15 protein-coding genes and 4 tRNA genes are annotated in these 14,039 nt (G+C 66.9%); 9 read left to right on the top strand and 10 right to left on the bottom strand.

Going from position 1 to position 14,039, the window contains the following annotated elements; translation table 11 throughout:
- Window positions 1-29: 29 nt before the first annotated feature.
- The 5 genes from phoU to OYT95_RS12305 all read right to left on the bottom strand — a co-directional run bounded on the left by phoU (window position 30) and on the right by OYT95_RS12305 (window position 6,173).
- Window positions 30-728, bottom strand: coding sequence for a phosphate signaling complex protein PhoU (gene phoU, locus OYT95_RS12325; RefSeq protein ID WP_037230533.1), 699 nt, complete (start codon window positions 726-728; stop codon window positions 30-32).
- A gap of 82 nt (window positions 729-810) precedes the next feature.
- The gene (locus tag OYT95_RS12320; RefSeq protein ID WP_268791567.1) at window positions 811-2,862 is read right to left on the bottom strand and encodes an LCP family protein; all 2,052 of its coding nucleotides are present in this window, start codon (window positions 2,860-2,862) and stop codon (window positions 811-813) included.
- Between the two features lie 119 nt (window positions 2,863-2,981).
- Complete coding sequence (gene dusB / locus OYT95_RS12315) at window positions 2,982-4,124, bottom strand: tRNA dihydrouridine synthase DusB (protein ID WP_005244337.1); 1,143 nt, start codon at window positions 4,122-4,124, stop codon at window positions 2,982-2,984.
- Between the two features lie 80 nt (window positions 4,125-4,204).
- Window positions 4,205-5,161 carry an acyl-ACP desaturase gene (locus OYT95_RS12310; RefSeq protein ID WP_037230531.1) on the bottom strand — a complete coding sequence of 319 codons (957 nt, stop codon included), beginning with the start codon at window positions 5,159-5,161 and terminating at the stop codon, window positions 4,205-4,207.
- Window positions 5,162-5,570: 409 nt separating this feature from the next.
- A complete protein-coding gene (locus OYT95_RS12305) occupies window positions 5,571-6,173 on the bottom strand; it encodes a DUF937 domain-containing protein (RefSeq protein WP_112301217.1) in 603 nt (200 codons plus the stop codon).
- A 66-nt stretch (window positions 6,174-6,239) separates the two neighbouring features.
- Between OYT95_RS12305 and OYT95_RS12300 the strand changes: the two genes are divergently transcribed.
- On the top strand, window positions 6,240-6,680 hold the full coding sequence (locus OYT95_RS12300) for an MmcQ/YjbR family DNA-binding protein (RefSeq protein ID WP_112301216.1): 441 nt from the start codon (window positions 6,240-6,242) through the stop codon (window positions 6,678-6,680).
- On the top strand, window positions 6,677-7,279 hold the full coding sequence (locus OYT95_RS12295) for a hypothetical protein (RefSeq protein WP_037230528.1): 603 nt from the start codon (window positions 6,677-6,679) through the stop codon (window positions 7,277-7,279). Before OYT95_RS12300 ends, OYT95_RS12295 begins: the two co-directional genes overlap by 4 nt.
- 5 nt (window positions 7,280-7,284) lie before the next feature.
- Here OYT95_RS12295 and OYT95_RS12290 read toward each other — a convergent pair whose 3' ends face one another.
- Together OYT95_RS12290 and OYT95_RS12285 are read right to left on the bottom strand one after the other, a co-directional pair.
- Complete coding sequence (locus OYT95_RS12290) at window positions 7,285-8,373, bottom strand: NAD(P)-dependent alcohol dehydrogenase (protein ID WP_112301215.1); 1,089 nt, start codon at window positions 8,371-8,373, stop codon at window positions 7,285-7,287.
- A gap of 6 nt (window positions 8,374-8,379) precedes the next feature.
- A complete protein-coding gene (locus OYT95_RS12285) occupies window positions 8,380-8,853 on the bottom strand; it encodes a DUF4334 domain-containing protein (protein ID WP_037230526.1) in 474 nt (157 codons plus the stop codon).
- Window positions 8,854-8,964: 111 nt separating this feature from the next.
- Here OYT95_RS12285 and OYT95_RS12280 point away from each other — a divergent pair, with 111 nt between their 5' ends.
- Window positions 8,965-9,570 carry a TetR/AcrR family transcriptional regulator gene (locus tag OYT95_RS12280; RefSeq protein WP_112301214.1) on the top strand — a complete coding sequence of 202 codons (606 nt, stop codon included), beginning with the start codon at window positions 8,965-8,967 and terminating at the stop codon, window positions 9,568-9,570.
- Between the two features lie 43 nt (window positions 9,571-9,613).
- On the opposite strand, the gene OYT95_RS12275 is transcribed toward OYT95_RS12280, so the two are convergent.
- A tRNA-Lys gene (locus OYT95_RS12275) sits at window positions 9,614-9,686 on the bottom strand.
- A 327-nt stretch (window positions 9,687-10,013) separates the two neighbouring features.
- Between OYT95_RS12275 and OYT95_RS12270 the strand changes: the two genes are divergently transcribed.
- From OYT95_RS12270 to OYT95_RS12255, 4 genes are all read left to right on the top strand, one after another.
- A complete protein-coding gene (locus tag OYT95_RS12270; RefSeq protein WP_037230524.1) occupies window positions 10,014-10,670 on the top strand; it encodes a TetR/AcrR family transcriptional regulator in 657 nt (218 codons plus the stop codon).
- Window positions 10,671-10,768: 98 nt separating this feature from the next.
- Window positions 10,769-10,841, top strand: a tRNA-Glu gene (locus tag OYT95_RS12265).
- A 96-nt stretch (window positions 10,842-10,937) separates the two neighbouring features.
- Window positions 10,938-11,011 (top strand) — tRNA-Asp (locus OYT95_RS12260).
- 66 nt (window positions 11,012-11,077) lie between these two features.
- A tRNA-Phe gene (locus tag OYT95_RS12255) sits at window positions 11,078-11,154 on the top strand.
- Between the two features lie 108 nt (window positions 11,155-11,262).
- Here OYT95_RS12255 and OYT95_RS12250 read toward each other — a convergent pair.
- Entirely contained in the window at window positions 11,263-11,598 is a 336-nt protein-coding gene (locus OYT95_RS12250; protein WP_268791566.1) for a nuclear transport factor 2 family protein, read from the bottom strand.
- 67 nt (window positions 11,599-11,665) lie between these two features.
- Here OYT95_RS12250 and OYT95_RS12245 point away from each other — a divergent pair, with 67 nt between their 5' ends.
- Window positions 11,666-12,379 carry a TetR/AcrR family transcriptional regulator gene (locus OYT95_RS12245; protein WP_268791565.1) on the top strand — a complete coding sequence of 238 codons (714 nt, stop codon included), beginning with the start codon at window positions 11,666-11,668 and terminating at the stop codon, window positions 12,377-12,379.
- On the opposite strand, the gene OYT95_RS12240 is transcribed toward OYT95_RS12245, so the two are convergent.
- Window positions 12,376-13,227 (bottom strand): alpha/beta fold hydrolase, encoded by an 852-nt coding sequence (locus OYT95_RS12240; protein ID WP_268792236.1) that lies wholly within the window; start codon window positions 13,225-13,227, stop codon window positions 12,376-12,378. The genes OYT95_RS12245 and OYT95_RS12240 overlap by 4 nt on opposite strands.
- Window positions 13,228-13,384: 157 nt before the next feature.
- Between OYT95_RS12240 and OYT95_RS12235 the strand changes: the two genes are divergently transcribed.
- Window positions 13,385-14,038: a TetR family transcriptional regulator gene (locus OYT95_RS12235; RefSeq protein ID WP_128970053.1), complete on the top strand. Its 654-nt coding sequence runs from the start codon at window positions 13,385-13,387 to the stop codon at window positions 14,036-14,038.
- Window position 14,039 lies beyond the last annotated feature (1 nt).

Below are 14,039 nucleotides of genomic sequence, written 5' to 3'. Positions count from 1 at the left end.
CCGTTCGCGCGAAAAGTGTTGGGGGAGTACTACAGGTCGGGGTACGAGGTGAGGGTGTCGGCGTCGACGGCGGGCGTCTGGGTCTCGTCGGGCAGCTTGCCGGTGACGAGGAAGATCACCCGGCGGCCCACCTCGACGGCGTGGTCGGCGAACCGCTCGTAGAAGCGGCCGAGCAGGGTGACGTCGACCGCCGCGGCCACGCCGTGCTTCCACTCGCGGTCCATGAGCACGGTGAACAGGTGACGGTGGAGGTCGTCCATCGCCTCGTCCTCTTCACGCAGGCGCGCGGCCCGCTCGGGATCGCGCGTCTCGAGAACCTCGCGGGCAGCGGCGCCGATGGAGACGGCGATGCGTCCCATCTCGGCGAAGTAGCCGTTGACCTCTTCGGGAAGCACGTGGTTGGGATGTCGGCGGCGCGCGATCTTGGCGACGTGGAGAGCCAGCGCACCCATGCGGTCGATGTCGGCGACGATCTGGATTCCGCTGACAACCGAGCGGAGGTCGCCGGCGACCGGTGCCTGCAGGGCGAGGAGGGCGAACGCCCGCTCCTCGCAGATGGTGCTGAGCTCGGTGATCTTGTCGTGCTCGCCGATCACCTGCTCGGCGAGGGAGAGATCTGCCTGGAGCAGCGACTGGGTGGCTCGCTCCATGGCGACCCCCGCAAGCCCCGCCATCTCACCGAGCAAGTCGGCAAGCTCGGTCATCTGTTCGTTGTAAGCCACGCGCATGAGGTCACAGCCTACGGTGCACGGGAAACCAAGTCACGATCACACGGTAAACGCAGAGTGAACGACGCGACCCGGTGGGCGCTCATTCGCAGGACGTGTCGCCCGCGTTCACAACCGCAAGGTCCGCGGGGATTTCCACGTCCTCGGGCTGGCCGATTCGCACGTCCGACATACTGAGCGGTGTGTCGATCGGGCTCGGTGTCTGGACGGTCCCGGAGAAGTTCGAACCGAGTGCGACCTCGACGACCGTCCCGAGTCCGCTGGTCGACTCGAGCACCGCACCCGGGAACGACGACGCCAGGGTCGCCGCCTCGGCTTCGTGGCCCGGCGAGAACCGGACGACGGTCTCGCCGCTGGTTCCCGTGTAGTTGCCGACGTTGTAGATCTGGAACCCCTCGGCGGCCAGTGAGTCGGCCACGGTCGCGGCCAGTCCCGACTCACCCGATGCGTTCGACACCTGCACGGTCACGCTGGACGGGTCGACGGCCTGGACCGACAACGGTGCCGGCGCTGCCTGCGGTTCGGGGGCGGAGGGCAGGGGTTCCGCACGCTTTTCGCCGGGCAGCGCCTCGTCGTCGATGATGGCGCGGAAGATGGCCTTGATGTCGTCGGTGCGGGGAATCTCGTTGCCCCACTCGGTGGTGCCTGCGGTGGGCACCGTCAGGAACGTGACCGCGCCCGCGTCGACGTTCTGCAGTGAGCGCCCGAGGGTGACCAGCGACTTCGTGTCGATGTTCTCGACGAACGTGTCGCGGGTGAACGCGTTGATGAAGCCGTTCAGTTTGCTGGGATTGAGCAGCACTTGACTGGACAGGGCGCCCCGCAGCAGGGCGGACAGGAATCTCTGCTGACGGTTGATGCGGCCGTAGTCGCCGTTGCCCTCCGCCTCGACATGTCTGGCGCGGACGAAGTTCAGTGCGGTCTTGCCGTCGAGCATCTGGGTGCCCGCCTCCGGCAGCACGGTGCCGAGGACGCCGTCCTCGAGCGGCTGGGTGGTACAGACCTTGACCCCGCCGATCTCGTTGACCATCGACTCGAAGCCGGCGAAGTCCATGCCGACGAAGTGACCGATCTTCAGACCCGACATCTTCTGGATCACCTTCACCAGGCACTTCGGTCCGCCGAGCGCGTAGGTGGCGTTGAGTTTGTCGCCGTCGGCGGCGGGAAAGGTTTCCTCGGTGTAGGTGCCGCTGGCGTTGTCCCAGCCCTGGCAGACGGGCCGCTCGACGTCGAGGTCGCGGGGGAACGACACCGCGACCACCCGGCTTCGGTCGGCAGGGATGTTGACGAGCATCACCGTGTCTGCGCGGGATCCCTCGGCGTCGTCGATGGTCCCGGCACCCACTTCACCGCTCGCGCCGGCGCGGGTGTCGCTGCCGACGATGAGATAGGTCTCGTCACCGGTCTGCCCGACGGCGTCGACGATGTCGGTCGACTCCGTGTCGAGTGCCGCGATCTGGTCGAACTTGCCCTCGGTGGAGCGGAGGTAACCCCAGACGATGCCGGTTCCGGCGAGTGCGACCACCGCCACGAGCGCGACGACGGCGCGTCCTGCTGCGCGGAGACGCTTGCGTTTACGGGTCTTGCTGAGGGCCAGGCGGGTGGTGTCCGGGTTGCCGACCACCTGCGGTACCGCGGTGGTCTCGGCGGAATCCGCGACCCATTCGGGCTCGGGCGTGCTCTGCGGGGGCTCCGGCTCCGGCGGCGGAGGCGCGGAAGGGGTCTGCCGCGGCGGAATCCCGGGAGGCGGCGGCTGCCGCTCGTCGATCGGGGGAATGATCTCCGTCTTGTCCGGATCGTCCGGCTCGCTCGGTTCTTCCCCGGAAACCTTCTTCACCAGGTCTGCGACGGAGAGCGCTTCGGTGGGTCCACCCGCGGCCCGGCGGCCGATCCGGCCACTGTCGTGGCGGGACGGTTCGGTGCGTTCTACCTGCGCACGGCGCTCGGCCGGCGCGGTCCGTTCGGGAGGTGCGGTCCGCTCGGGTGGCGCGGTCCGTTCGGGCGGTGGCTGTCGCGGCGGGAGACGCCGCGGCCGTCCCGACTGGGCTTCTCGGTAGCTGGGATCCGCGAGAGGACGCTCCCAGGGGGCGCGGGATTCGGGAGTTGGTGAGTCCGAGCTGTGATCATCACCCACCGATGCAACCTGACCTCTCCGCCGACTCCGACCTCCGTCGGCCTCGACGGATTCCAGCCATAGTACTTATCGAACGTCGAGGCTCCACACATGTAGCGAGGTGACGCGCGTCCGTGCTGTTAACCACCGGAATGCATGAGGTCGGCGCCGGCGGGCACCAGGCAGTCGTCGGGGTCGTCGAGCCACCCTTCGGGGAGCGCGACCGTGCCGGGCGACCCCTGCCGTCCGCGCGGTCCCTCGGCGTCCTTGGGGAACGGGATCGTCGGGTCGAGCTGGACGAGGAGGTCGTCGAGTTCGGTGAGGGTGCTCACGAGGGCCATCGCGACCCGCAGTTCGGACCCGGCGGGGAAGCCCCGCAGGTACCAGGACACGTGCTTGCGCAGTTCACGGAGGCCCTTGTCCTCGCCGTGGTGATCGGCGAGGAGTTCCGCGTGACGGCGGATGATCGTGGCCACCTCACCGAGGTTGGGAGGAGTGGGCTGCGGGTTCCCGTTCAGTGCCGCGCTCAGCTCCGCGAACAGCCACGGCCGGCCGAGGCATCCGCGCCCGACGACGACGCCGTCGCAACCGGTCTGCTCCATCATGCGGGCCGCGTCTTCGGCGGCGAAGATGTCGCCGTTCCCGAGGACGGGCACGTCCGTGACGTGTTCCTTGAGCCGGGCGATCTCGTTCCAGTCGGCTGTGCCGGAGTACCGCTGCGAGGCGGTACGCGCGTGCAGTGCGACCGCGGCGGCGCCTTCGCCTGCGGCGATCCTGCCGGCGTCGAGATGCGTGTGGTGTTCGGCGTCGATGCCGACGCGGAACTTGACGGTCACCGGGACGTCGGTGCCCTCGGTCGCCTTCACGGCCGCGGCGACGATCCGACCGAACAGGGTGCGCTTGTACGGCAGCGCCGCACCGCCGCCCTTGCGGGTCACCTTGGGAACCGGGCAGCCGAAGTTCATGTCTATGTGATCGGCCATGTTCTCGTCCACGATCATCTTGGCCGCGGCGTACGTGGTGTCCGGGTCGACGGTGTACAGCTGGAGTGACCGCGGTGTCTCGGTCGGACCGAACGTCGTCATGTGCAGGGTCGCGGGCTGACGCTCCACCAGCGCACGCGCTGTCACCATCTCGCACACGTACAGGCCGGACGTGCTGCCCGCGCGCTCCGTCTCGAGCTCACGGCACAGCGTGCGGAACGCGACGTTGGTGATCCCGGCCATGGGGGCCAGAACCACCGGACTGCGCAGCTCGAGCGATCCGATACGAAGGGATGACATTGACGACCTCTGGGAAAGTGCTGGAACAAAAACTGTGCCCGGTACCGAATCCGGTACCGGGCACAGGATAACTGTTTACGTCACGAAGCCTTCTGCTCGCGCTTCTTGGCCTCGCGGGCCAGCATGCGGTCGCGCTGCTCCTCGAACTTGGTGGCCTGGCCCTCGAGGTTCTCGAGGAACTTGCCGAGGCTCTCGCGGATCTCCTCGCCGCGGGCGGTGAAATCGGTCCGCTCGAAGATGTTCCACTTGCGCAGGACGGGCATCAGCACCTCTTCGAGGTGCTGACGCAGGTCGTAGATGCCGTGCTTGGCCATGAGCACACCGTTGCGCCGGAAGTTCGGCATGCCGGCGCCCGGCATCTGGAAGTTCTGGACGATCATGTTGATGGCCTCGAGCGCCTGATCGGGCGCGAGGTCGAGGGCAGCGCCGCACATGTTGCGGTAGAAGATCATGTGCAGGTTCTCGTCGGCGGCGATGCGCTGCAGCATCTTGTCGGCGATCGGGTCCTTGCACGCCTTACCGGTGTTGCGGTGGCTGACGCGGGTGGCGAGTTCTTGGAACGTCACGTAGGCGACGGAGTGGAGGAAGCCGGCGTCGACGTCGGCGGGGGAGGCGAAGCCGTTCGTCATGTGCTCCATGCGGAAACGCTCGAGCTGGACGGGGTCGACGGCGCGGGTCACGACGAGGTAATCGCGCATCACGATGCCGTGACGGTTCTCCTCGGCGGTCCAGCGACCGACCCACGTTCCCCACGCGCCGTCCTGCGAGAAGTTCTCGGCGATCTCGCGGTGGTACGAGGGCAGGTTGTCCTCGGTGAGGAGGTTCGTGATCATCGCGGCCTTGGCGACCTCGTCGAGCTGCGACTGCTCGGGATCCCAGTCGATGCCGCCCATCGCGGCGAAGTTGCGTCCTTCGTCCCACGGAACATAGTCGTGGGGATGCCATTCCTTGGCCATGGAGATGTGGCGGTTGACGTTCTCTTCTGCAACCGGCGACAACTCCTGCAGCAGTTCGAGTTGGGTCAGATCCCTCGCCATGTGTAATGCCTCCAGTAGCTCAATTTGACTTGTTCAGCCTACGGCACCGTAAGTAGGTTGGTAAACGCCGTCGGCGGCCCGGGAACCGTCCAAGTTACCGATCCGTAATGGATCTTCCGGGATGTGTCGCCGCCACGCGGCGAACCGTTACATGACAGTGTACTGATGAGCATGCGTGTGCGGTGACCAGCGTAATCATCGCAGGGAGAGATCATCACAGCGACGCGCGGACAGTTGTGGACGATCACAGATTTGTCGGTCTCCACAGATTCCCCGCCGTAACTCGAGCCGTGTCGGCGGTTGCGCGGAAACCCGTTCGTCCGAGCTGTCGGTCTCCTGGGAATTCGATCCACCCTAGGTGTGAATATCGCCACCCGCAGGGCGACGGTGGCCCCGCCGCCCCCGGGACCTACTTCTTTCCGCCGCCGAGCAGTCCGCCGAGCACGTCGCCCAGTCCGCCGCCCGCACCCTTTCCGAGCAGGCCGCCCAGGACCCCGCCGAGCCCGCCGGAACCACCAGTGCCTCCGAGGAGCCCGCCCAGGACGTCCCCCAGACCTCCGCCGGCCTGGCCCGCGCCCTGCGTCTGCGGAGCAGAACTTCCGCCGCCCGTCACCTGCTTGGCGATGTACGCCAGCACGATCGGCGCGAGGATCGGGAGCAACTGCTTCACGAGGTCGCTGCCCACTCCGCTGCCGCCGCCGACACCGCCGAGTGTGCTCGCCACTCGGTCACGTTCGCCGCCGAAGATGTTGGACACGATCTTGTCGCCGTCGTCCGTGTCGACCTGGTCGATGTCGATTCCGCCGTCGAGCAGTGTCGTGCCGCTGTGATCGTGGAGCGCGCTCCGGAGGGACGCGGCGCCGTTCGGATCTTGTGCGTTCGCGCCGAGCCCGCCGACGAGCGTCGGCAGCGCCGACTTCACCGCGGTCTCGGCGGTGGCCTCGTCGACGCCGAGTTGCCGGGCGATCTGGTTGATCGGGATCTGGGACAGAAGGTCGTCGATCGATGCCATTGATGCCTGCCTCGTCATGGGGTTCGTCGTCGACACCCCCGGACTCCCGACACTAGTGAATCCCGAATGTCCGTTATGCCGGTTGCGGTCGGTCGGAGGGCTGCCGACAATCGTCACATGGGCAACAACATGAGCCGCCTGGAACAGATCGTCGCCGAGTTGCCCGAAGCCGTTCGGGTGGACATCGCCCAGTGGGACGGACACCCGACGTTCCGGGTGCGGGGGAAGAACTTCGTGTTCAGTGACGTCGAGGCCACCCGGTTGACGGTGAAGCTCACCGTGGACGAGGCCGAAGCCGTCGTCGCAACGGAACCAGGGGCCGAGCCAGCGGGATACGGTCTCGGTAGACACGGCTGGATCGCACTGGACGTCGCGGACGCGGACGAGCCCCGGTGGGAACAGTTGCGTGAGTGGATCAGGACGTCGTACACGCTCGTCGCCCCGAAGCGACTGGCCGAGCAGGTGCTGGACGAAGAACCGTTGCCGACGCAGGGAGACCAGTCATGACGACCGAGAACAGCGCATCCACCTCCACACCGGCGAAATCGGGACTTCCGGCGTGGGCCAAGAAGGCCATCGGCATCGCCGTCCTCCTCGTGGTACTGGTCATCGCGTACTTCATCCTCGCGGCGTACCTCCCGCGGGCGTGGGCTCAGAACGTGGGCGGACTGGCCGACGGCAGCTTCGGCGGCGGCATCCTGTGGGGACTGTTGTTCGGCACCCTGTGCACCCTCCTGCCGTTGCTCCTGTTCCGCGGAGCGTGGCGGCTGTTCCGCCGGCGCCGGTTCAAGCCCGTGCAGATCGTGCTGCTGATCCTCGGTGTCCTGGTGGTGCTGCCCAACCTGCTGACGCTCAGTGTGGTGCTCGGCGGCAACAGCGCAGCGCACGCGGGCGAACGGATCATGGACGTCGACGCGCCCGGATTCCGCGGCGCGTCACTCGCCGGCGCCATCATCGGAGTGGTGTTGTTCCTCGGCGTCGCCGGCGTCAGCTTCACGTACCGCAAGCGCGGGGAGGATCTCGCCGAGATGCGAAGAGACACGAAAGCGAAGGACGGACAGGTGGGCGACGGGCCGCCGGCCGGACCGTCACCTGCCACGCCCTAGCGAGTTCACCACACGAGCACCGGTTTGATCACCGTGCCCGCGGCCTGATCGGCCACGGCGCGGTTGATGTCGTCGAATCGGTACTCGGTGACGAGACGGTCGAACGGGAATTTCCCGTCCGCGTGCAGCGCGAGCAGCTGCGGAATGAACTGCTGCACGGACGAATCGCCTTCGACGCAGCCGCGGAGGGTCTTGCCGTTCAGCATCAGGTCCTGGATGTTCACCGTCACTTCGGGCGCGCCCAGCCCGACGACCACCGCGCTGCCCCGCGCCCGCAGGCAGGACAACGTCTGTCCGATGACGGCGGGGATCCCCGTCGTGTCCAGGGTGTGGGTGGCGCCGCCACCCGTCGCCGCACGGATCGCGGCGACCACGTCCTGCGACCCGGGATCGATCGCGATCGCGCCGAACTCCTCCGCGAGCGCACGTCGGGCGGGTACCGGATCGACGGCGAGAAGCGTTGCGACGCCGACTGATCGGGCTGCGAGCAGCGCGGCGAACCCGACGCTGCCCGCGCCGAAGACGACCACGCTCGAATCACTGCCGGGCCGGAGCACGTTCAGTACCGCGCCTGCCCCCGTCTGGAACCCGCAGCCGAGCGGCGCCGCAGCGGCCAGGTCGACGGACCTGTCGACGACGACGACGTTGTCGGCCGTCGCGAGGACGTGCTCGGCGAAGCTGGACTGTCCGAAGAAGGCGGCGCGCACGGGTTCGCCGTTCTGGGTGACGGTGGCCGAGCCGTCCGCGCGCCGGCCCGAACTGTTCAGCCGGTGCGCGTCGACGCAATATGCCGGACCCGCGCTTCGGCATTGGTCGCAGTCGCCGCAGTGGCGATAACTGAGAATCACGTGATCACCGGGCACCACCCCGCTCACGCGTGACCCGACGTCCACGACGATCCCGGCCCCCTCGTGGCCGAGGACGGCGGCGCCGAGGGCGCGGGGGAGTGCCGCCTTGGTGAAGAGGTCTGTGTGGCACAAGCCGGTGGCGACGACCCGCACCAGTACCTCGTCCGCGCGGGGCTCGTCGAGTTCGACCTTCTCCAGCGTGAACGGAGAATCGGGTCCGCGTGAGACGGCTGCTGTGACCTGCATTGGAGCTCAGTCTCTTTCGAGCAGGAAGTAGTAGTGCCGACCGCCGTCGAGTACCAGCGCGGACTTGCCGTTCATGATGCCCATGAGCGTGGAGTCGTCGACCTTCTTGAAATGATCGAAGATGGGCGCGCCGTCGTACACCATGGTCGCGGTGACCTCTCCCCGGAACTCGATGTTCCACAAACTGGCTTCGCCGTTGCCGCCCTTGACGTCGGAGTAGAGGTTGCCGTCCGCGTCACGGCATATCAACGGCTTCGCATCCTCGAGAGAGTGGAACGTCTTTCCGTGCCAGCGGCTCGCGAACAGTTTCTCGTGGAGACGGTGTCCGGTGGCGAAGTCGTCGCCCTTCCAGCTGCCGAGGATGTCTTCGGCCCTGACGGTGTCGAGCGCCGCCCACACGGCGTCGAGTTCGTCGGGGGAGACGCCGCTCTCGCGTCCCCGGAGCTCGTGGAACGTGCTGCGGGCCTGATCGATGTCCATGAAACGGTCCTTGGCGTGAGGGGGTGTGAGGTTTACGAACCAAACTGTTCGTCAACTTCGCACGCTACGCCGAACCAGATGGTTCGGCAACGGGCAATTTAGGATGTCGGAATGCGAACAGCGGGAGAAGCCACGCGAGAACGGATCCTCGCCGCGGCCAAAGAAGAGTTCGCCCGACACGGAGTCGCCGGAGCCCGGATCAACCGCATCGCAGAGGCGGCCAGGGCGAGCAAGGACCGTCTCTACGCGTACTTCGACAGCAAGGAAGCGCTGTTCGACGCCGTCATCGCACAATGGATCGCCGAGACGACGGAGCAGACGGCGTTGCGGGGCGACGATCTGCCGGGCTACGTGGGCCGGTTGTTCGACGACTACGTGGCGCACCCCGAGAACGCGAGACTGCAGAAGTGGGCCGACCTGGAGATGCGCGAGCAGATCGCCGACAGCGATGCGCGGATCCTCACGCTGCGGCCCAAGATCGCCGAGATTCGGCGAGGGCAGCAGGAGGGGTTCGTCGATCCGTCCTGGAACGCAGGCGAGCTGCTGCTCGTGATCACCGACATCGCCCTGTCGCTGGCCGTCGCCCGTGGCGGCCGCAAGCCGGCGGGGGGAAAGTCGGGGGAGCGCACGGTGGCGCAGCGGCGGCAGAGCGCTGTCGAGGCGGTTCGTCGTCTGATCCGGGTGTCTGCGACGGCGGAAGCGCCGGGCCGCGAGTGAGTGCTTGTGCCCCTTACCCGGCATGTGCCGAGTAAGGGGAGAGTGCCCCCAGTAGGGCTCGAACCTACGACCTGCGGATTAAAAGTCCGTAGCTCTACCAACTGAGCTATAGGGGCGCGGGGCCAGAGTCTAGTGCGCAGACAGTGACCGAGAAAACAGGACCCCCGGCACGGCGCGCCGCGCGGGGGGTGAAAAGGGTCGGCTCGGGTGCGCACCCCCTGCAGCGCACCCGAGCCGACCCAAATTATACCACTTGGTGTGTTTTCGGCAGCGGTCCGGTTTCAACTCCATAAAGGACTTCAGGTTGGTTTCTTAGAAGTTTCCATGATCTACAGACTGCTGTGTCGGTTTTTTCAAAACGGGGATACTGTTATGTATGGCTCCACACTCGTCCTGACAGGGCGAAAACGGGGTTACTACATCTGGGAGAGGGATTCACCGTCATGGCACGTCAGCAGGAGCGTGCGCGACGCACTCGCGCTGCGCTGGTGGAGTCGGCCGCGATCGAGTTCGCGAAGCGCGGCTATGCGGCGGCGTCGGTCAACACGATCCTCGAGGGCTCGAATGCCACCAAAGGGGCGATGTACTTCCACTTCCAATCGAAGGAAGAACTCGCCCGTGCCGTCCTTCAATCCGGAGTGGAGCAATTCACCGCCCTGACCGACAGGTGGACGAGTCGCACGGACATCGGGCCGTTCGAAGCCCTCCACGGTTTCGTGATCGACCTGGCGAAGCTCTTCCATTCGAGCGTCATCGTGCGGGCCGAGTTCCGGCTGATCGTCGAACCCGAGTTCTATCCGGACGTGCAGTCCGGTGGCTCGCAGGTGTGGGGGCGCACCGCGCACGAGTTCGCGATCCGCGCGCAGCGCGACGGTCTGCTGCGCGCCGACGCCGACCCCGAGAAGTTCACCCGGGTTCTGGCGGCGTCTCTCGCCGGCCAGCGGTACATGTCCGACATGACGGCTCTGGAGGGTGACCTCGGCGAGCGGTTCGCGGAATCGCTCGAAGTGATCCTCGCTGCGATGGCTTCACCTGAATGGTTGGAGAAGTTTGCGAGGGACGGATGGCCGGATTCCGGCTCAGAACTGCCTGATTCGTAGTCTGACCTGGCGATTTGGGAAATTCTCGATCCGTGTCCTAAGCTATCCAAGCTCCCAACGGAACGCCGTTGAGGTACTGGTTCGGAGAAATCCGGCGGGCCCCCTTCGTCTAGCGGCCTAGGACGCCGCCCTTTCAAGGCGGTAGCGCGGGTTCGAATCCCGTAGGGGGTACGTTTGACCGGTGTCGAGCATGAGGTATGGTTCGACGGCAGTAAAAGTGACACGCAGTAACGCTTTACACTTGTAAAGCACAGCAGGACAAAGCAAGGCCCTGTGGCGCAGTTGGTTAGCGCGCCGCCCTGTCACGGCGGAGGTCGCGGGTTCGAGTCCCGTCAGGGTCGCAAGTGTGTTGCCGATACCGAGTATCGGCAACACAATGCGATAGGCATTCGGTTCGGGTGCCGTCCGGCCAGGTAGCTCAGTTGGTACGAGCGTCCGCCTGAAAAGCGGAAGGTCGCCGGTTCGATCCCGGCCCTGGCCACCACGATTCACCGAAGCTCCGTTGTCGAGAACGTCGACAGCGGAGTTTTTTCGTTCTCCCCCCACGTGAGTGCGAAAGTGTGTTCCGGCACGCTTTCGCACTCACGTGGGGTCAGGGGGCGATCCGCAGCGTGTCGACGAGGCCGTCGCTGAGAACGAACTCGTACCTCAGTTCCACCGGGCTTCCCGGGAAATTTCCTTCCACTGTGGTGGTGACCACGTAGCTGTCGTCGGCGACCGTCTCCGTTCCGGTCACCTCGACCGTGTAGGTGTACTTCGATTCGAGGTCCCTGCGCCATTGCCGGATGCCGTCGCGCCCGCGGACGGTCCGGCCTTCGTCGGTCACGGCCCCGTGCTCGGTGAAGCACGCCGTGAGCGCGTCCAGGTCTCCTGCGTCGGCTGCTCGAAAGTAACGCGTGACGATCTCGGGTGTCGTGGTGGTGCTCATGATGTTCTCCCTGTCCGTGTGCGGCAGTGTCGCGTGTATAGCAACGCTATAGAAGTAGCATAGCGGTGTGACAACGAAGAGTGTGGCCGGCAACGCCCGCGACCGTCTGCTGAAGGCAGCGGCCCAACTGCTCGACGAGGCCAAGGGCAAGCCCGTCTCCACCCGCGCCGTCTGCGACCTCGCCGGAGTGCAGGCCCCGACGCTGTACCACCACTTCGGCAGCAAGCAGGGCCTGTTCGACGCGGTCGTGGAGTACGGGTTCGGCCAGTACGTCCGGGCCACGAATCGGCGCGGGGACGACCCGATCGCCGACCTGCGGGACGGCTGGGACGATCACGTCCGCTACGGGCTCGACAATCCCTCGTTCTACGTCCTGCTGTACGGCCGGATCGCCCCGGGCACGCCGTGTGCGGTGACCTCGGTCGCCGAGACGAGACTCCTCGAGTTGCTGACCGAGATCGCGCAGCAGGGACGCCTGCGGGTGACGCCGACAATCGCCGCCGGGCAATTCGTGGCGGCGAACGTCGGCATGACCCTGCACCTCATCGCTCAGCCGGAGGGCGAGGCGGACCTCTCCCTGTCACGGGAACTGCGCGACAACGTGATCGCGGGGCTGATCCGGCCTGCGCCCGCTGTGCGGTCGGAGGCCTCGCGGGAGGTGGTCGAGAACGCGGACGCGCTCGCACGCGCCCTCGACGCCGACACGGGGCGGTCCGGGTTGAGTGCCGGCGAACTCCTCGTGCTGCGGGAGTGGCTCGACAAGCTGGCGGCAGCGACCTAGGACTCCGAGCGCCGCCGCAGGGTGTCGAAGATCTCGCGGTAGTGCAGGTGAGCCATGAAATGACCGCCGGGGCGGATGTTCAGCGTGGCGCCGGGAATTCGGCGGGCGAGCGCGGGCGGCCAGTGCGTGGGCACGAGTTCGTCCTCGCTTCCGCCCCAGACGTCGACCGGCACGGTCAGATCTTCGGGCGCGAACCCCCACGGCCGCATCCACGCGCGGTAGTCCTCCACCATCCCGGGCGCAGTCCGGAGAGCCTCGCCGGACATGAGCGAGAAGTTCCGGACGGGCTCGGAGCGGAGCACGGCTGCGTCCGCGGTGCCGAGGTCGCGGGCGCCGAGTCGCCGGAACAGCCGCGGAGCACGCAGCGCGACGGCGCCCATGACGCGAAAGCAGATCCGCGCCACCAGCGGAGCGTGCTGGGACAATCGGGTGAAGGCGCGGTCCCCGGCGGGAAGCTGGGCGAACACCCCGGGTTCGGTGAGGGGCAGGGCGCCGGCGATCACCGCGACACTCGTCACGCGCGACGCGACCCCGGATCCGACCGCGAGCGCGTACTGTCCGCCCATCGACCACCCCATGACGCCGAAACGGTCGACGCCGAGCTGATTTGCGAGGTCTTCGACGTCGCGGGCCCAGTCGAGGACCGTCCGTCCCGGCTGTGGATCCGACAGTCCGATCCCGGGACGGTCGGGGGACAGGAGACGGATGCCCGCATCGCGAGCGCTCCGGTCGGCGGCCGCGACGTCGAGGCGTCCAGCGAGTCCGCCGTGGGCGTTCACGACCACGAATCCGCCGGGGTCGCCGTACTCCGCGAAACCCATCAGGCGTCCGTCGCGCAGCCGGATCACACGATCCTCGGGTCCGACATGAACTCTGGGCACGGGAAACCTCCGGCGGTCGAGGTGAGTCTATCCGGGGGAACCCTGGGCAATCCGGACATCGTGAGGACCGGAACCGGTGCCGTCGCCGGACGACACCGAGGCGACTGTCGCTAGGCTGACGTCCATGAGCAGTGCTGAAGAGCCGCTGACAGCGGGCCGTGACGGGCTACTGTCGTTGCTTCGCAACGGGCAGCTGCCCTCGCGCGGGGCCAAGGCCCCGCAGCGGGAGCGTTACCAGCGGATCGTCGCCGCGGCGATGGAACTCGCCTCCGAAGGCGGGTACGACGCCGTGCAGATGCGGGCCATCGCCGATCGGGCGGGGGTCGCGCTGGGCACCGTGTACCGCTACTTCCCGTCGAAGAACCACATGCTGGTGATGGGCCTGCTGATGGTGTTCGAGGGAATGCGGTCCCGGTTCGAGGACGTCGCGATCCCCGGGGACACGCCGTCGGAGCGGATCCTGTTCGTGCTCCGCAAGAACACGGAAGTCCTCGAGAAGGATCGGCCGCGATACGAGGCCCTGGTGCGCGCGTTCATGTTCGCGGACGCGTCGGCTTCGGCCGAACTGGATGCGTTCGGCGCCCTGATGACCGAGATGTTCGCCAAGACGATCGGCGTCGAGCAGATCTCCGACGACCAGCTGAACGCCATCCGTGTGATCGGCGACGTCTGGATGTCGAGCCTGGTGTCCTGGGTGGCCGGCCGTATCTCGGTGGACGAGGTGATGGCTCACCTCGGGCTCGCGGTCCGCCTCGTGTTCCGGCGCCTCGGCGGCTAGT

The organism is Rhodococcus sp. JS3073 (assembly GCF_026810085.1).
In the GTDB taxonomy this organism is placed as follows: domain Bacteria; phylum Actinomycetota; class Actinomycetes; order Mycobacteriales; family Mycobacteriaceae; genus Rhodococcus_F; species Rhodococcus_F wratislaviensis.
Note: the sequence above shows the minus strand (reverse complement) of the source record. Positions and strands in the feature narration are given on the sequence as shown.